Consider the following 17060-nt stretch of genomic DNA (forward strand, 5'->3'; position numbering starts at 1 on the left):
GGTCAGTCGGTTTCCAGGCGGCGGGCAAGGCGCTCGCTGCGCGCCTCGAGACGGTCGAGGGCGAGGGTGAGGTCGTCCAGTTCGGCGAAGCGCGCCTCGGCCTCGCGGCGGCCGACCAGCGGACGGGCCTCCTCGGCCAGCCAGTCGGCGAGATCCAGGCGCAGGCTGGCCAGGGCGTCGCCGCTCCAGGCGGCGGCGCCATGCAGCGGGCGGGCCAGGGCCACGGCGCCGAGCGGGCCGAGCCACTCGGCCAGCGCGCCTTCCCAGTCCAGTTCGAGATCCTGGAGGATCGCCGCCAGATCGAGCAGGCAGGCGCTGTGGCCGTCCAGCTCGACGTCGGGCGCGTGCAGCACGGCGGTCTTGTCGCGGCGCACGGCCAGCTGCAGCAGGCGGCTGGCCGGAGCGCGCAGGGTGCAGTCGGGGACGGCCTCCCAGTGGCCGGCCAGGCGCAGGCCGTCGCTGCCGGGCAGCAGGTACAGGCGCAGCGCCGGTGCCGTGCAGTCGACGGCGATCACCCGGCCTTCCAGTGCGGCCAGGCGCGGGCCGGCGGTGGCGTCCAGCGCCAGCACGCGGTTGAGGCCGGCCTCGACGCCGGCGAGCAGCGCGAGCGGCAGCATCAGGGCTTGATGCCGCGGTGCAGGGCGACGATGCCGCCGGTCATGTTGTGGTAGGTGACCAGGTCGAAGCCGGCGTCGACCATCATGCCCTTGAGGGTTTCCTGGTCGGGGTGCATACGGATCGACTCGGCCAGGTAGCGGTAGCTGTCGGCGTCGTTGGTGATCAGCTTGCCGGCCAGTGGCATGAAGGCGAACGAGTAGGCGTCGTAGGCCTTGCCGAGCAGGGCGCTGGCCGGCTTGGAGAACTCCAGCACCAGCAGGCGGCCGCCGGGCTTGAGCACGCGCAGCATGGAGCGCAGGGCGTCCTCCTTGTGGGTGACGTTGCGCAGGCCGAAGGCGATGGTGACCACGTCGAAGTGGTTGTCGGGGAACGGCAGCTTCTCGGCGTCGGCCTGGACGAACCTGACGTTGCCGGCCACACCGCAGTCGAGCAGCTTGTCGCGGCCGACCTTGAGCATCGAGTCGTTGATGTCGGCCAGCACCACCTCGCCGGTCGGGCCGACCAGGCGCGAGAACTGGCGGGTCAGGTCGCCGGTGCCGCCGGCGATGTCGAGCACGCGGTTGCCCGGACGCACGCCGGACAGCTCGATGGTGAAGCGCTTCCACAGGCGGTGCATGCCGCCGGACAGCACGTCGTTCATCAGGTCGTACTTGGCGGCCACCGAGTGGAACACCTCGGCCACCTTCTGCGCCTTCTGGCTTTCCGGCACGCTCTGGTAACCGAAGTGGGTGGAGGGCTCGGCGGAGTCGGGCTTGCGCGGATCGCTCATGTCGCAGTCACCTGAAAAAATGTGGCGGCCATTCTAATCGCCGCGCCGGGCTTTGTCTTGACGCTGCCTGCCAGGGGCTGTGGCAGTTTGTCTCGGCGCTGCTGGAGTGCGGTGCGCACGGCGCACCCTACGGCAGGCGCCCGCGTAGGGTGCGCGGTGCGCACCGGGCGGCTATTCAGAGCATCAGCTTGACCACGGATTCGTCGGGGTCGCGCGACCTGCCGGCGGCGGTCAGTGCGGCGAGGTAGTCGGCCCACAGCTGCTCCTGGCGGGTGGCCAACTGGTACAGGTAGTCCCAGGTGTACAGGCCGCTGTCGTGGCCGTCGTCGAACACCAGCTTGAGGGCGTACTGGCCGGCCGGCTCGGCACCCTTGAAGCCGACGTTGAGCTTGCCGTATTGCAGGATGGGGTTGCCGTGACCCTGCACCTCGGCCGACGGCGAGTGCACGCGCAGGAATTCGGCGCTCAGGCGGTACTGCTGGTCGCCGAAGTGCAGCTCGAGGGTCTTCGACGCCTTGTGCAGCTTGATGGCAGTGGGGATGGGCATTGCAGCAGGTCTCTGCGGGGTGGTCGTAGGGTGCGCCATGCGCACCGCGGCACGGCATGGTGCGCATGGCGCACCCTACGCCGAGCGGTGGGCACGCGCGTAGCGTTGCCCACCCGGTGTCGGCTTACAGGATATAGCGCGACAGATCCTCGTCCTGCGCCAGTTCGCCGAGGTGGCCGTTGACGTAGGCGGCGTCGATCACGATCGGCCGGCCGCTGTGGTCGGCGGCCAGGTCGCCGGCGCTGAACGACACTTCCTCGAGCAGGCGCTCGAGCAGGGTGTGCAGGCGGCGCGCGCCGATGTTCTCGGTCTTCTCGTTGACCTGCCAGGCGATCTCGGCCAGGCGCTGGATGCCGTCGGCGGCGAAGGCGATGTCCAGGCCCTCGGTCTTCATCAGCGCGCAGTACTGCTCGGTCAGCGAGGCGTGCGGCTCGGTGAGGATGCGCTCGAAGTCCTGCGGACTCAGCGCCTTGAGCTCGACGCGGATCGGCAGGCGGCCCTGCAGCTCGGGCACCAGGTCGCTGGGCTTGGCCAGGTGGAAGGCGCCGGAGGCGATGAACAGGATGTGGTCGGTCTTGACCATGCCCAGCTTGGTGTTGACCGTGCAGCCCTCGATCAGCGGCAGCAGGTCGCGCTGCACGCCCTCGCGGGACACGTCGGCGCCGCTGACGTTGCCGCGCTTGGCGATCTTGTCGATCTCGTCGATGAACACGATGCCGTGCTGCTCGACCGCCTCGAGGGCGCGGGCCTTGAGTTCCTCCTCGTTGACCAGGCGCGCGGCCTCCTCGTCGCGGACCATCTTCAGCGCCTCGGCGACCTTGAGCTTGCGGGTCTTCTTCTTGCCCTTGGAGAGACCGGAGAACAGGTTCTGCAGCTGGCTGGTCATCTCCTCCATGCCCGGCGGGGTCATGATCTCCACGCCGGCCGGGGCGTCGGCCACCTCGATGTCGATCTCCTTGTCGTCCAGCTGGCCTTCGCGCAGGCGCTTGCGGAACAGCTGGCGGGTGCTGGAGTCCTCGCGCGGGGCCGGCTCGTCGCCGAAGCCGCTGCGTGCCGGCGGCAGCAGGGCGTCGAGGATGCGCTCCTCGGCGGCGTCCTCGGCGCGGAAGCGCATCTTCTGCACTTCCTGCTCGCGGAGCATCTTCAGCGCGGCGTCGGCCAGATCGCGGACGATCGACTCAACGTCGCGGCCGACGTAGCCGACCTCGGTGAACTTGGTCGCCTCGACCTTGATGAACGGGGCGTTGGCCAGCTTGGCCAGGCGGCGGGCGATCTCGGTCTTGCCGACGCCGGTCGGGCCGATCATCAGGATGTTCTTCGGCGTCACCTCGGCGCGCAGCTCGGCGGGCAGCTGCATGCGCCGCCAGCGGTTGCGCAGGGCGATGGCGACGGCGCGCTTGGCGTCGTCCTGGCCGACGATGTGGCGGTTGAGTTCGTGGACGATCTCGCGGGGCGTCATGGACATGGGTGGGGCTCCGGAAGACGCGCTCACTGGGCGCAGTCTTCTTCCTCGATGGTCAGATTCTGGTTGGTGAACACGCAGATGGAGCCGGCGATGTTCAGCGCGGTCTCGGTGATCTCGCGGGCGGACAGCTCGGTCTTCTGCAGCAGGGCCATGGCCGCTGCCTGGGCGAAGCCGCCGCCGGAGCCCATGGCGATCAGGCCGTGCTCGGGTTCGACCACGTCGCCGTTGCCGGTGATGATCAGCGAGGCATCCTTGTTGGCCACCGCCAGCATGGCTTCCAGGCGGCTCAGCGAACGGTCGGTACGCCAGTCCTTGGCCAGCTCGACGGCGGCGCGGATCAGGTGGCCCTGGTGCTTCTCCAACTGGCCCTCGAAGCGCTCGAACAGGGTGAAGGCGTCGGCGGTGGCGCCGGCGAAGCCGGCCAGCACCTGGCCGTGGTACAGGCGGCGCACCTTCTTGGCGTTGCCTTTCATCACGGTGTTGCCGAGGGATACCTGGCCGTCGCCGCCCATGACGACTTTGCCGTTGCGGCGGACTGAAACGATGGTGGTCAAGGGAGCGATCTCCTGCAGCTGGACGCGGACGTCCGGGATGCAGGGGGATATGGGGGAGGGCGATGCGCTTTTCAACCGCCCGCCCGACCTTGGTCGAGTGCGGGCGGCGAAAGGCGGATCAGCGGCGCTGCTGCACCACGCTGCCGACGCCATTGGCGCCGAGCTGCTGCTTGGCGCCGTCGGCCTGCTGGCGGTTGCCGAACGGGCCGACCACCACGCGGTGCCAGGTCTTGCCGCCGACCTGACCGGACTCGATGCGCGCATCCTGGCCGAGCAGGATCAGCTTGGCGCGGGCGCTTTCCGCCTGGTCGCGGCTGGCGAAGGAGCCGGCCTGCAGGTAGTAGCGGCTGACGGGCTCCGTGGCCGGCCTGGCGGCGGGCGGCGGCGTCGCGGCGGGCCTGGCGGCCGGGGGCGGACTCTGCACCTGCGCCGGTGCCGCAGCGGGCCGTGCCGGGCTCGGCGCGGCGCTCAGCGCCGCGGTGACGGGGGCCGGCGTCGGTGCGGGGGCGGGCGCCGGCTGCGGCGCGACCACCAGGCGCGGCGGCGGGGTGCGACCCTCCAGCAGCGCCTGGGCGCGGGCGGCCTCGGCGGCCTGGACCTGCTCGGGAGTCGGTTGCTCGCCGGGCAGGGGGGCCGGCGAGGCCTTGGTCAGCTCCTCGTAGAACTCGAACCTGGGGCGCTGCGGCGCCGTAGGCGCAACCGGCTTGGCGGCGGCCTCCGCCGGCGCACGCCTGGCCTCGTCGCGCTTCGGCTCGAGCTGGGCGAGGAACACCAGGAAGCCGCCGATCGCCGCGCCGCACGCCAGCCAGATCCAGCCGGGTACCGGCTGGCGAGTCGACGGCGGTGGCGTGCGGCTGGCGCCGCGTGGCGCCTCCTTCTTGCTGTCGGACATGGGCTTACATGCGCTCCAGGGTGGTCAGGCCGAGCAGCTCGAGGCCCTGCTTGAGGGTGCGGCCGGTCAGCGCGGCCAGGCGCAGGCGGCTCTGCTGCACCGCCGGGTCCTCGGCGGCGAGGATCGGGCTGTTCTCGTAGAAGCTGGAGAACAGCCCGGCCAGTTCGTACAGGTAGCTGCACAGGACGTGCGGCACACCCTTGGCTCCGACGCTGTTGAGCACCTCGCCGAACTGCGCCAGCTTGGCAGCCAGCGCCTGCTCCTGCTCGGCCTGCAGGTCGATCTGCCCGCCGATCTCGTCGATGCCCTTGCCCAGCTTGCGGAAGATGCTGGCGACGCGGGTGTAGGCGTACAGCAGGTAGGGCGCGGTGTTGCCCTCGAAACTGAGCATCAGCTCGAAGTTGAAGCTGTAGTCGCTGGTGCGGTGCTTGGACAGGTCGGCGTACTTGACCGCGCCGATGCCGACGGCCTGGGCGATTCCTCGCAGCTCGGCCTCGTCCAGCTCGGGGTTCTTGGCCTTGACCAGGGCGTAGGCGCGCTGCTCGGCCTCGTCGAGCAGGTCGATCAGCTTGACGGTGCCGCCGTCGCGGGTCTTGAACGGGCGGCCGTCGGCGCCGTTCATGGTGCCGAAGCCCATGTGCTCGAGGTCCATGCCTTCGTGGACGAAGCCGGCGCGGCGCGCGACCTCGAAGACCATCTGGAAGTGCAGGGCCTGGCGCTGGTCGACGAAGTACAGGGCGCGGTCGGCCTTGATGGTCTGGCTGCGGTAGCGCATGGCGGCCAGGTCGGTGGTGGCGTACAGGTAGCCGCCGCCGGCCTTCTGCACGATCACCGGCAGCGGGTTGCCCTCGGCGTTCCTGAACTCGTCCATGAACACGCACTGCGCGCCGTCGCTCTCGGTCAGCAGGCCCTTGGCCTGCAGCTCGGCGACGATGGTCGGCAGGTCGGCGTTGTAGGCGCTCTCGCCGCGCACGTCGGCGGGGCTCAGCTTGACGCCGAGGCGGTCGTAGACCGCCTGGCAGTGGGACAGGGAGACGTCGTTGAAACGCTGCCACAGGCGCAGGCACTCGGCATCGCCGGCCTGCAGCCTGACCACCAGGGCGCGGGCGCGGTCGGCGAACTCGGCGCTGTCGTCGAAGCGCTTCTTCGCCGCGCGGTAGAACTGTTCGAGGTCGGCCAGCTCGCTCTCGGCGGCGGCCGGGTTCTCCTCGAGGTAGGCCAGCAGCATGCCGAACTGGGTGCCCCAGTCGCCGACGTGGTTCTGGCGGATCACGGTATCGCCGAGGAACTCCAGCACGCGGGCCACGGCGTCGCCGATGATGGTCGAGCGCAGGTGGCCGACGTGCATCTCCTTGGCCAGGTTCGGCGAGGACAGGTCGACCACCACGCGCTGGGCGGCGCCGCTCTTGCGCACGCCGAGCTGCGCGTCGGCCAGCGCGGCCTCCAGGCGCTCGGCCAGGGCGGCGCTGTTCTGGAAGAAGTTGAGGAAGCCGGGGCCGGCGATCTCCACCTTGCTGATGGCGGCATCGACCGGCAGCGCGGCGATCAGCTTCTCGGCCAGGTCGCGCGGTTTCATCCCGGCCGGCTTGGCCAGCATCATGGCGATGTTGCTGGCGAAGTCGCCGTGGGTCTTGTCCCGGGTGTTCTCCACCTGGATCGCCGGGGTCAGTCCCTCCGGCAGCACGCCTTCGGCGGTCAGGCGGGTCAGGGCTTGCTGGATCAGGTGGCGAATGCTGTCTTTCATCGGTGTGCTCTTCAGGCCGGGTGCGTGGGCGCCGGGGCGCTGCTCGAAAACCGTACATTATCCGTAGCCCGTCGGGGCTTGCCAACCGCCACCGGATCAGAACAGGTCGATCGGATCGACGTCCAGCGACCAGCGTACCTGGCGGTTGCCCGGCAGGCTCTCAAGGTCGAGCAGCCAGGGGCCGAGCAGGCGGTGCAGGGCGGCGCGGCCGGGGGCCTGCAGCAGCAGCTGGGCGCGGTGGCGGCCGGCGCGGCGCTCCATCGGCGCCGGCACCGGGCCGAGCACCTGCACGGCGGTCTCGCCGCTGTCCGCCAGGCGCTGCTCGGCCAGATTGGCGGCCTGGTCGAGGAAGGCCTCGGCCTGCGCCATCTGGTGGGCGTCGGCGCGCAGCAGGGCCAGGTGGCTGAACGGCGGCAGGCCGGCGGCGCGGCGTTCGCTGAGCGCCTGGGCGGCGAAGGCGAAGTAGCCCTGCTCGGTGAGCTGCACCAGCAGCGGGTGGTCGGCCAGGTGGGTCTGGATCAGCACCCGTCCCGGCGCCTCGGCGCGCCCGGCGCGGCCGGCGACCTGGACGATCAGCTGGGCCATGCGCTCGCTGGCGCGAAAGTCGGCGCTGAACAGCCCGCCGTCGGCATCGAGGATGGCGACCAGGGTGACCCGCGGGAAGTGGTGGCCCTTGGCGAGCATCTGGGTGCCGACCAGGATGCACGGCTCGCCGCGGACGATGGTGGCGAACAGCTGCTCCATGGCGCCCTTGCGCGCGGTGCTGTCGCGGTCGACGCGCAGGATCGGGTAGTCGGGGAACAGGATGCGCAGACGTTCCTCGCTGCGTTCGGTGCCGACGCCGACCGGGCGCAGGTCGACGTGCTGGCACTGCGGGCAGGCAGCCGGCGGGCGCTGGCGGTGGTCGCAGTGGTGGCAGCGCAGCTCGCCGGAGCGCTGGTGGACGGTCAGGCGCGCGTCGCAGCGCGGGCACTTGGCCATCCAGCCGCAGTCGTGGCACAGCAGGGTGGGGGCGAAGCCGCGGCGGTTGAGGAACACCAGCACCTGCTGGCCGGCGGCCAGGGTCTCGCCGATCAGCCGCTGCAGCGGCGGCGAGAGGCCGCTGTCCAGCGGCCGGCTGCGCACGTCGAGGCGCTCGAAGCGCGGCTGGCGGGCGCCGCCGGCGCGCTGGTTCAGGCGCAGCAGGGCGTAGCGGCCCTGCTCGGCGTTGTGCAGGCTTTCCAGCGACGGCGTGGCCGAGCCGAGCAGCAGCGGCACCCGCTCCAGGCGCGCGCGCATCACTGCCAGGTCGCGGGCGTGGTAGCGCAGACCTTCCTGCTGTTTATAGGAGGCGTCGTGCTCCTCGTCGACGATGATCAGCCCCGGCGACCTGAGCGGGGTGAACAGCGCCGAGCGGGTGCCGATGACGATCTGCGCGTGGCCCTCGCGGGCAGCCTGCCAGGCTTCCAGGCGCTCACGGTCGGTCAGTCCCGAGTGCAGCAGGGCGATCCGCGCGTTGAAGCGGCGGGCGAAGCGCTCGAGGGTCTGCGGGCCGAGGTTGATCTCCGGGATCAGCACCAGCGCCTGCTTGCCGGCCTCCAGCGTCTCGCGGATCAGCTGCAGGTAGACCTCGGTCTTGCCGCTGCCGGTGACCCCGGCCAGCAGGCAGGGGTGGAAGCGTCCTGCGCCTGCGCGCACCGCCTCGAAGGCGCTGCGCTGCTCGGCGTTGAGCGCCAGCTCCGGCTGCAGCAGCCAGGCGCCGTGGTGCTCGGGAATGCTCGGGCGGCGGCGGATCACCTCGACCAGGCCCTTGTCGTGCAGCAGCTTGAGGCTGTCGCGCGACAGCCCGAACTGCTCCAGCAGGCTCTGGTTGATGCCGTGCGGGTGCTGGGCCAGGGTGGCCAGCGCCTGACGCTGGCGCGGCGCGCGGGTCAGGCGCGGGTCGTCGAGACGGGCGCCGGCCGCGGCCTGCCAGATGCGTTCCTCGCCGCGCTCGGCCGATTCGCCCTGGCGCAGCAGGTTGGGCAGCGCCCAGCTGAAGGTGTCGCCGAGGCTGTGCTGGTAGTAGCTGGCGGTCCAGCGGCACAGCTCGAGCAGCGCCGGCGGCAGCACCGGGCGGCGGTCGAGCAGGGCGACGGCTGCGCGCAGGCGTTCCTCGGGTACCTCGCTGTGGGCGACTTTCTCCACCAGTACGCCGACCAGCTCGCGGCGGCCGAACGGCACGCGCAGGCGTACGCCGGGCACGAGCAGGGTCGGGTCGCAATCGGTGGGCGCGCGGTAGTCGAACAGGCGGCGCAGCGGCGAGGGCAGGGCGAGGCGCAGGATGGGCAGGGTCACGCAGGGGCTCCGCAGGCGAAGGCCGGCGATCTTAGCACGCAGGCACTGCGCCGCCGTGACGGCCGGATGCTTGCATCGGATAGGGCGTCTGTTATCATGCCGCCCTATTTTTCCGGGTGGCCTGGCTGCCCCGGTGAATTACCTCGTGCGGTGCCCGGCATGGTGTCGGGTGGCGGCACACCACCCCTGAGGATCCATAGATGAAACCGGAAATCCATCCCGCGTACGAAGAAGTCACCGCGACCTGCAGCTGCGGCAACGTGGTCAAGACCCGTTCCACCCTGTGCAAGGACCTGAGCCTCGACGTCTGCTCCGAGTGCCACCCGTTCTACACCGGCAAGCAGAAGGTGCTGGACACCGGCGGCCGCATCGACCGCTTCAAGCAGCGTTTCGCCGGCTTCGGTTCCACCAAGAAGTAAGCGATGCGCAGCGGGGCTCGCCAGGCGTTTCCCGCAGCCACCAAAAAGGCGTCCCTCTGGGGCGCCTTTTTTGTTTGTGCCGCTTTTGTCCTGGCGCCGCCCGGCGCCCGGGCCGATGGCTGCCGGGCGCCGGGGCCGCTGCGCGAGGCGTCGGTGGTGCGGGTGGTGGACGGCGATACCCTGCGCCTGGGCGATGGCCGCAGCGTGCGCCTGATCGGCCTCAACGCACCGGAGCGGGGCCGCGATGGCCGCCCACCCGAGCCGTTCGCCGAGGCGGCGACCCGTCATCTCGAGCGTCTGGTCGCCGCCAGCGGTGGGCAGGTTGCCTTGGTCTCCGGCGTGCAGGGGCGCGATCGCTACGGCCGTCTCCTGGCGCATGCCTTCGGTCGTGACGGGCGCAACTGGGAGGCACAGCAGCTCGCCGCCGGTCTCGGCTTCGCCGTGGCGCTGGCGCCGAACACCGCGCTGGCGCAGTGCCAGTTCGCCGCCGAGGCGGGAGCCCGTGCGGGCGGCCGGGGAGTGTGGCGGCGCAGTCCGCTGATCGAGGCGGCGCAGCTGCGCCGCGCCGGCTTTGCCCTGGTGCGCGGGCGGGTGGAGCGGATCGAGCGCAACCGCGGCGGAGTCTGGCTGGAGCTGGAGGGCGACCTGGTGCTGCAGGTTGCCCCGAGCGTGCTGGCGCAGTTCGACGAGCGTGCCCTGTGGAAGCTGCGGGGACAGATGGTCGAGGCGCGTGGCTGGGTGATCGAGCGCCGCCGGCGCGGCTCATCCGGGCAGGGGCAGGCGCGCTGGCTGTTGCCGCTCACCCATCCGGCGATGCTCGAGCGGCGCTGAAAAGGTGGGCCCGGGCAGCGCCGGGGCGGGCCGGCGAGGTGGCTGCGGGGCTGGCCGAAAGTGGCCCTTGACAGGCGGCTTCGAGGCTCTGCGGTGATGCTCTTGTGGGGCTTCGCGCTCTTGCCGTATGCTCGGGATCCCTGTCTGTACCTACATAACTATAGAAAGCGGAAGCACCAACATGTCTGATTTGAAAACCGCCGCGCTCGAGTACCATGCCCAGCCCCGCCCCGGCAAGCTGAGCGTCGAGCTGACCAAGCCCACGGCTACCGCGCGCGACCTGTCCCTTGCCTACAGCCCCGGCGTCGCCGAGCCGGTGCGCGAGATCGCCCGCGACCCCGAGCTGGCGTTCAAGTACACCGGCAAGGGCAATCTGGTGGCGGTGATTTCCGACGGTACCGCGATCCTCGGTCTGGGCGATCTCGGTCCGCTGGCCTCCAAGCCGGTGATGGAAGGCAAGGGCGTGCTGTTCAAGCGTTTCGCCGGTGTCGACGTGTTCGACATCGAGGTGGACGCCGAAAGCCCGCAGGCCTTCATCGATACCGTCAAGCGCATTTCCATCACCTTCGGCGGCATCAACCTCGAGGACATCAAGGCGCCCGAGTGCTTCGAGATCGAGCGCGCGCTGATCGAGCAGTGCGACATCCCGGTGTTCCACGACGACCAGCACGGCACCGCCATCGTCACCGCCGCCGGCATGCTCAATGCCCTGGAGATCGTCGGCAAGAAGCTGGAAGACGCGAAGATCGTCTGCCTCGGCGCCGGCGCCGCGGCCACCGCCTGCATGAAGCTGCTGGTCGCCATCGGTGCGAAGATCGAGAACATCTACATGATCGACCGCAAGGGCGTGATCCACGCCGGTCGCGACGATCTGAACCAGTACAAGGCGGTGTTCGCCCACGAGACCGACAAGCGCACCCTGTCCGACGCGATGGAGGGTGCCGACGTGTTCGTCGGCCTGTCCGGGGCCAACCTGCTGCCGCCGGAAGACCTGGCGCGCATGGCGCCCAATCCGATCGTGTTCGCCTGCTCCAATCCGGATCCGGAGATCAAGCCGGAGCTGGCCCGCGAGGTGCGCCCGGACGTGATCATGGCCACCGGCCGTTCCGACTACCCGAACCAGGTCAACAACGTCCTCGGCTTCCCGTTCATCTTCCGTGGTGCCCTCGACGTGCGCGCCACCCGCATCAACGAAGAGATGAAGATCGCCGCGGTCAACGCCATCCGCGAGCTGGCCAAGCTGCCGGTGCCGCAGGAAGTGTGTGCAGCCTACGGTGTCGACTGCCTGGAGTTCGGTCGCGAGTACATCATTCCCAAGCCGATGGATCAGCGCCTGATCCAACTGGTGCCGGATGCGGTGGCCAAGGCGGCCATCGAGACCGGCGTGGCGCGCCTGGGCTATCCGGCGCACTATCCGCTGAAGTCGGTGGATGACGTGTTCGGCGCCTGATCGATCGGCAAGCCAGAAAAAAACCCGCCATTCGGCGGGTTTTTTCATGTCCGGGCGGGTCAGAACAGGTCGATGGGTACTGCAGCCGGCTCGCTGCCGAACTGGTCCCGGAAGCCGTCGCTGCTGACTTCCTGCGCCGGCTGCGGCGGTGCGTCCTTGTTGAACAGCTCGAAGAAGGCGCCGCTGGCCCCGGCGGCGGCGGCGCGACCGGTGGTCGGGTCGATGCGCAGGCGCAGCAGGCCCTCCGGTTCCGGCGGCAGGTGCATCGGGCGGTCCTTGAGGGCAACGTCCATGTAGCGGATCCAGATCGGCAGGGCCACGGTGCCGCCGTATTCGTGTCGGCCGAGGCTCTGCGGCTGGTCGAAGCCGGCCCAGGCGGTGGTGACGAAGTCGCCGTTGTAGCCGGCGAACCAGGAGTCCTTCTGCTCGTTGGTGGTGCCGGTCTTGCCAGCCAGGTCGCTGCGCCCCAGGCTCAGGGCGCGACGGCCGGTACCGCGATTGATCACGTCCTGCAGCATGCTGGTCATGATGTAGGCGGTGCGTGCATCGATCGCCCGCTGGGCCTGCTGGGCGGGCGCCGCCTGCGGGCTGCCGGTGGTGGGCGCAGCGTCGCTGGCCATCACCGGCGCCGGCTCCTGCGCGCCCGGTACCCGCGGCGGGTTGGCCTGGTACAGGGTCTTGCCGTCGCGGTCGTCGATGCGGGTGATCAGGTAGGGCTGCACCCGGTAGCCGCCATTGGCGAATACCGCGTAGCCGGTGGTCACCTCGAGGGGAGTGAGGTTGGCGGTGCCGAGGGCCAGGGAGAAGTTGCGCGGCAACTCCTCCGGGGGCAGGCCGAAGCGCTTGCCGTAGTCGAGGGCGTAGTCGATGCCGATCTCCTGCAGCAGGCGGATCGATACCAGGTTGCGCGACCTGAACAGGGCCTCGCGCATGCGGATCGGGCCGAGGAAGGTATTGTTGTCGTTCTTCGGACGCCAGACTTCGCCGCTGTAGGGGTCGACGAACTCGATGGGGGCGTCGTTGATCAGGCTGGCGGCGGTGAAACCCTTGTCCAGGGCGGCGCTGTAGACGAACGGCTTGAAGCTCGAGCCGGGCTGACGCTTGGCCTGGGTGGCGCGGTTGTAGTTGCTCTGCTCGAAGGCGAAGCCGCCGATCAGGGCGCGGATCGCACCATCGGCCGGGTCCAGGGAGACCAGCGCGCCCTGGGCCTGCGGCAGCTGGGCGAAGCGCAGGCTGCCGTCGGCCTGGCGCTGCACGCGGATCAGGTCGCCTTTCTGCACCACGTCGGCCGGTTTGCTCGGCTGGCGGCCCAGGCTATTGTTGCCGAGGCGCGGGCGTGCCCAGCGCATGGTGTCCCAGGCCACGGCTTCCTCGCTGCCGCCGCGGGTCAGGATGCGGATGCCGTCGCTGTCGATGGCGCTGACGATCGCCGGCTCCAGGCCGCCGAGAGTGCGCTGTTCGGCCAGCCTGCCCAGCCAGCCTGTCGCGTCGAGCTGTGGCAGGCGTTGCTCCGGGCCGCGGTAGCCGTGACGCTGGTCGTACTCGATCAGGCCGTCGCGCAGGGCCTGGTTGGCCGCGCTCTGCAGTCTGCTGCTGACGGTGGTGTGGACACGATAGCCTTCGGTATAGGCGTCGCTGCCGAAGCGACCGATGATTTCCGCGCGGGCCATCTCCGCCACGTAAGGGGCCTCCAGCTCCGGCGGGCTGGCAGCCTGCTGGCGCACTTCGACGGGTTCGGCCAGTGCGCTCTGATAGCGCTGCAGGTCGATCTTGCCCAGCTCGTGCATGCGCGAGAGGATCCAGTCGCGGCGGATCTTGGCGCGCTCGGGGTTGACCACCGGGTTGTAGCGCGAGGGAGCCTTGGGCAGGCCGGCGATCATCGCCAGCTGGGCCAGCGACAGCTCGCCGATCGGCTTGCCGTAGTAGATCTGTGCCGCCGCCTCGATGCCGTAGGCGCGGTTGCCAAGATAGATCTTGTTGACGTAGAGCTCGAGGATCTCGTTCTTGCCGAGCGCCCGCTCGATCTGCAGGGCCAGGAGTATCTCGTTGATTTTCCTCGAGAAACTTCTCTCGTTGGAGAGGAAGAAGTTCTTCGCCACCTGCATGGTGATGGTGCTGCCGCCGGTCTGGATCTGCCCGCTCTTCAGCAATTGCGCCGCGGCACGCATCAGGCTCTTGACGTCGATGCCATGATGGCGGGCGAAATTGTCATCCTCTGCCGCCAGCAGGGCATCGATGAAGTCCTGGGGGATGTCGGCGAAGGCGATGGGGCTGCGGCGCATCTCGCCGAATTCGGCGATCAGCTTGGCGTCGGCGCTGTAGACCCGCAGCGGTACCTGCATGCGCACGTTGCGCAGCGTTTCGACGGAGGGCAGGCCCGGGCTGAGATAGAGGAAGGTGCCGCTGAAGCCGAGCAGCAATGCGCTGAGCAGGGCGACACAGGTCCACGACAGAAGCTTCAACAGACGCATTGGGAATCTGGCTTGTCCGGGGGGAAAGGCGGTGACTGGGCGGCAGGGAAAAGGCAAAAGCTGTTCACATTATAAGTGTTTTTTCCCCGAGGTAGCCATTTACCCCTCTGTCAAGTGGGGGTGTTTAATGCTGAAATACGCGAACCGTCCGTAACCATCGGATGCTGATAGGAAATTGGCCGTGCTAGGGCTCTTCAACAAGACCGCGAATACGCTATTGGGGATCGACATCAGCTCCACCTCGGTAAAGCTGCTGGAGCTGAGCCGCTCGGGGGGGCGCTACAAGGTTGAGGCCTACGCGGTCGAGCCGTTGCCGCCGAATGCCGTCGTCGAGAAGAACATCGCCGAGATCGAGGGTGTCGGTCAGGCGCTGAGCCGCGTGCTGGTCAAGGCCCGCACCGGGGTCAAGAACGCGGCCGTGGCCGTGGCTGGCTCGGCGGTGATCACCAAGAGCATCGAGATGGACGCCGGGCTGTCCGAGGACGAGCTGGAGAACCAGCTGAAGATCGAGGCCGACCAGTACATCCCCTATCCCCTCGAGGAGGTGGCCATCGACTTCGAGGTCCAGGGCCCGGCGCCACGCAACCCCGAGCGGGTCGAGGTGCTGCTGGCGGCCTGCCGCCGGGAGAACGTCGAGGTGCGCGAGGCCGCCCTGGCTCTCGCCGGCCTGACCCCTCGGGTAGTCGATGTCGAGGCCTATGCGCTGGAGCGCGCCTACTCGCTGCTCGAGCCGCGCCTGGCGGGCGAGCGCGACGAGCTGACCGTGGCGGTGGTGGACGTCGGTGCGACCATGACCACCCTCAGCGTGCTGCACAACGGCAAGACCATCTACATTCGTGAGCAGCTGTTCGGCGGCAAGCAGCTGACCGAGGAGATCCAGCGCCGCTACGGGCTGTCCTTCGAGGAGGCCGGTCTGGCCAAGAAACAGGGTGGCCTGCCGGACGACTACGACAGCGAAGTGCTGCTGCCCTTCAAGGAGGCCGTGGTGCAGCAGGTGTCGCGCTCGCTGCAGTTCTTCTTCGCCGCCGGCCAGTACAGCGACGTCGACTGCATCCTGCTGGCCGGCGGTACGGCGTCCCTGCCGGATCTCGACCGGTTGATCCAGCAGAAGATCGGCACCCCCTGCGTGGTGGCCAACCCCTTCGCCGACATGGCGCTGGGCAGCAAGGTGAATGCCGCGGCGCTGGCCAGCGATGCGCCGGCGCTGATGATCGCCTGCGGCCTGGCGATGAGGAGTTTCGACTGATGGCCAGAATCAACCTTCTTCCCTGGCGCGAGCAGCGCCGCGAGGAGCGCAAGCAGCGTTTCCTGGTGGCGCTCGGAGCTGTGCTGGTGGGTGGTGCTGCGCTGGTGTTCGCCGGCGACCGCTACCTGAACATGGCCATCGAGCAGCAGAACGCACGCAACGACTTCGTGCGCAAGGAAATCGCCGTGCTGGATGGGCGGATCAAGGAGATCAGCGAGTTGCGGCAGCGCCGTCAGCAGTTGCTGGAGCGGATGAAGATCATCCAGGACCTGCAGGGCAATCGGCCCATCATCGGCCGGATCTTCGATCAACTGGTGCGTACCCTGCCCGATGGCGTGCACTTCACCGAACTGAAGATGACCGGCAAGAACATCGCCATCGGCGGCGCCGCCGAGTCCAACAATCGCGTGTCCACCCTGATGCGCAACCTGGATGCCTCCGAGTGGCTGGAGGCGCCCAACCTGACCGAGGTCAAGGCGGTGACCGCCGGTGCCGTGGACCAGGCCAACGTGTTCCAGCTGAGCGTGCAGCAGACCCAGCCCGAGAATGTTGACAAGTCCGTCGCCCAGCAAGGAGGTGCCAAGCAATGAGTCTGGCCGAATCCCTGGAAAGTCTGCGCAAGGTCAACCTCAACGAACTCGATGTCAACAACCTGGGTTCCTGGCCGGGCCCGGTCAAGGTCATCGCCGGCATCCTGCTGTTCGTGGCGGTACTGGCGCTGGGCTACAACTTCCATCTCATGGATCTGCAGACGCAGCTCGACCAGCAGCGCAGCGAGGAGGAAACTCTCAAGCAGCAGTTCGCCACCAAGGCCTTCCAGGCCGCCAACCTGGATGCCTACCGCCAGCAGATGGTGGAGATGGAGCAGTCCTTCGGCGCCCTGCTGCGGCAGCTGCCCAGCGATACCGAGGTGCCCGGCCTGCTCGAGGACATCACCCGCACCGGCCTTGGCAGCGGTCTGGAGTTCGAGGAGATCAAGCTGCTGCCGGAAGTCACCCAGCAGTTCTACATCGAGTTGCCGATCCAGATCCGCGTGGTCGGCGGCTACCACGACCTGGCCACCTTCGTCAGTGGCGCCGCCAGTCTGCCGCGGATCGTCACCCTGCACGATTTCGAGATCAAGCCGCGGGGCGAGGTGGGCGACGCGAAGCTGGCGATGAGCATCCTGGCCAAGACCTACCGTTACAACGACAAGGGGCTGAAATGATGAACGGCTCCCGCCTGATTATCGGCAGCCTGCTGCTGCTCAGCCTCACCGCCTGCGACTCCGCGGGAGACTTCGCCGACCTGCAGGCCTACATGAACGAGGTGCGCGCGCGCCCCAAGGGGGAAATCGAGCCGCTGCCCAAGTTCCAGCCCTACGAGGCCTTCACCTACAGCGCGGCGGCGATGCGCAGTCCGTTCCAGCCGCCAGTCAGGGTCGACCTGCAGAAGCGGCAGAAGGGCTCGGCGGAAATCAAGCCCGACGAGACGCGGCCCAAGCAGTTCCTTGAGGGCTTCAACATCGAGATGTTCCAGATGGTCGGCCTGCTGGCCAATGGCAACGGCCGCTTCGCCCTGGTCAACGGTGCCGGTGGAGTGCACCGGGTCAAGGTCGGCGACTACCTGGGGCGCAACCACGGCCGCATCGTAACGATCGCCGACGACCGCATCGAGGTCGTCGAAATTGTTCCGGACGGCGAGGGGGGCTGGCTCGAGCGGCCGCGCACTCTTACCCTCAAAGAACGCTCCTGAGGGT

General features: G+C 69.0%; 16 protein-coding genes. 7 read left to right on the plus strand and 9 right to left on the minus strand.

Translation table 11 applies throughout. The features are described from left to right. Positions 1-2 precede the first annotated feature (2 nt). From SK095_RS18280 to SK095_RS18315, 8 genes are all read right to left on the minus strand, one after another. Complete coding sequence (locus tag SK095_RS18280) at positions 3-617, minus strand: SCP2 domain-containing protein (protein ID WP_136491610.1); 615 nt, start codon at positions 615-617, stop codon at positions 3-5. Next, the gene (ubiE, locus tag SK095_RS18285; RefSeq protein ID WP_136491611.1) at positions 617-1387 is read right to left on the minus strand and encodes a bifunctional demethylmenaquinone methyltransferase/2-methoxy-6-polyprenyl-1,4-benzoquinol methylase UbiE; all 771 of its coding nucleotides are present in this window, start codon (positions 1385-1387) and stop codon (positions 617-619) included. Before ubiE ends, SK095_RS18280 begins: the two co-directional genes overlap by 1 nt. Before the next feature lie 175 nt (positions 1388-1562). Next, positions 1563-1934, minus strand: coding sequence for a DUF971 domain-containing protein (locus tag SK095_RS18290; protein WP_320547080.1), 372 nt, complete (start codon positions 1932-1934; stop codon positions 1563-1565). A 124-nt stretch (positions 1935-2058) separates the two neighbouring features. After that, on the minus strand, positions 2059-3399 hold the full coding sequence (gene hslU / locus SK095_RS18295; RefSeq protein ID WP_136491613.1) for an HslU--HslV peptidase ATPase subunit: 1341 nt from the start codon (positions 3397-3399) through the stop codon (positions 2059-2061). 23 nt (positions 3400-3422) lie between these two features. Continuing rightward, on the minus strand, positions 3423-3953 hold the full coding sequence (gene hslV / locus SK095_RS18300; RefSeq protein WP_090349625.1) for an ATP-dependent protease subunit HslV: 531 nt from the start codon (positions 3951-3953) through the stop codon (positions 3423-3425). 118 nt (positions 3954-4071) lie between these two features. Beyond that, entirely contained in the window at positions 4072-4845 is a 774-nt protein-coding gene (locus SK095_RS18305; RefSeq protein WP_320547081.1) for an SPOR domain-containing protein, read from the minus strand. A 4-nt stretch (positions 4846-4849) separates the two neighbouring features. Then, positions 4850-6589: an arginine--tRNA ligase gene (gene argS / locus SK095_RS18310; protein ID WP_320547082.1), complete on the minus strand. Its 1740-nt coding sequence runs from the start codon at positions 6587-6589 to the stop codon at positions 4850-4852. 96 nt (positions 6590-6685) lie between these two features. Then, complete coding sequence (locus SK095_RS18315) at positions 6686-8905, minus strand: primosomal protein N' (RefSeq protein ID WP_320547083.1); 2220 nt, start codon at positions 8903-8905, stop codon at positions 6686-6688. Between the two features lie 200 nt (positions 8906-9105). On the opposite strand from SK095_RS18315, the gene rpmE reads away from it, so the two are divergent. The 3 genes from rpmE (at position 9106) to SK095_RS18330 (ending at position 11605) form a co-directional block, all read left to right on the plus strand. Then, positions 9106-9324, plus strand: coding sequence for a 50S ribosomal protein L31 (rpmE, locus tag SK095_RS18320; protein ID WP_136491095.1), 219 nt, complete (start codon positions 9106-9108; stop codon positions 9322-9324). 3 nt (positions 9325-9327) lie between these two features. Beyond that, positions 9328-10155: a thermonuclease family protein gene (locus tag SK095_RS18325; protein ID WP_320547084.1), complete on the plus strand. Its 828-nt coding sequence runs from the start codon at positions 9328-9330 to the stop codon at positions 10153-10155. A gap of 181 nt (positions 10156-10336) precedes the next feature. Beyond that, positions 10337-11605, plus strand: coding sequence for a malic enzyme-like NAD(P)-binding protein (locus tag SK095_RS18330; protein ID WP_136491093.1), 1269 nt, complete (start codon positions 10337-10339; stop codon positions 11603-11605). 59 nt (positions 11606-11664) lie between these two features. Here SK095_RS18330 and SK095_RS18335 read toward each other — a convergent pair whose 3' ends face one another. Then, positions 11665-14076 carry a penicillin-binding protein 1A gene (locus tag SK095_RS18335; RefSeq protein WP_320547085.1) on the minus strand — a complete coding sequence of 804 codons (2412 nt, stop codon included), beginning with the start codon at positions 14074-14076 and terminating at the stop codon, positions 11665-11667. Between the two features lie 181 nt (positions 14077-14257). On the opposite strand from SK095_RS18335, the gene SK095_RS18340 reads away from it, so the two are divergent. Genes SK095_RS18340 through pilP form a run of 4 tightly spaced genes read left to right on the plus strand, consistent with a single transcriptional unit; the run spans position 14258 to position 17056 of the window. After that, entirely contained in the window at positions 14258-15322 is a 1065-nt protein-coding gene (locus SK095_RS18340; protein WP_136491091.1) for a pilus assembly protein PilM, read from the plus strand. After that, the gene (locus SK095_RS18345; RefSeq protein WP_320547086.1) at positions 15322-15912 is read left to right on the plus strand and encodes a PilN domain-containing protein; all 591 of its coding nucleotides are present in this window, start codon (positions 15322-15324) and stop codon (positions 15910-15912) included. The genes SK095_RS18340 and SK095_RS18345 overlap by 1 nt, the downstream gene beginning before the upstream one ends. Next, entirely contained in the window at positions 15909-16529 is a 621-nt protein-coding gene (gene pilO / locus SK095_RS18350) for a type 4a pilus biogenesis protein PilO (protein ID WP_320547087.1), read from the plus strand. The genes SK095_RS18345 and pilO overlap by 4 nt, the downstream gene beginning before the upstream one ends. Further along, positions 16529-17056 (plus strand): type 4a pilus biogenesis lipoprotein PilP, encoded by a 528-nt coding sequence (gene pilP, locus SK095_RS18355; protein WP_320548924.1) that lies wholly within the window; start codon positions 16529-16531, stop codon positions 17054-17056. The genes pilO and pilP overlap by 1 nt, the downstream gene beginning before the upstream one ends. Positions 17057-17060: the final 4 nt, after the last annotated feature.

This window comes from Pseudomonas sp. AN-1 (assembly GCF_034057115.1).
Taxonomy (GTDB): Bacteria; Pseudomonadota; Gammaproteobacteria; order Pseudomonadales; family Pseudomonadaceae; genus Geopseudomonas.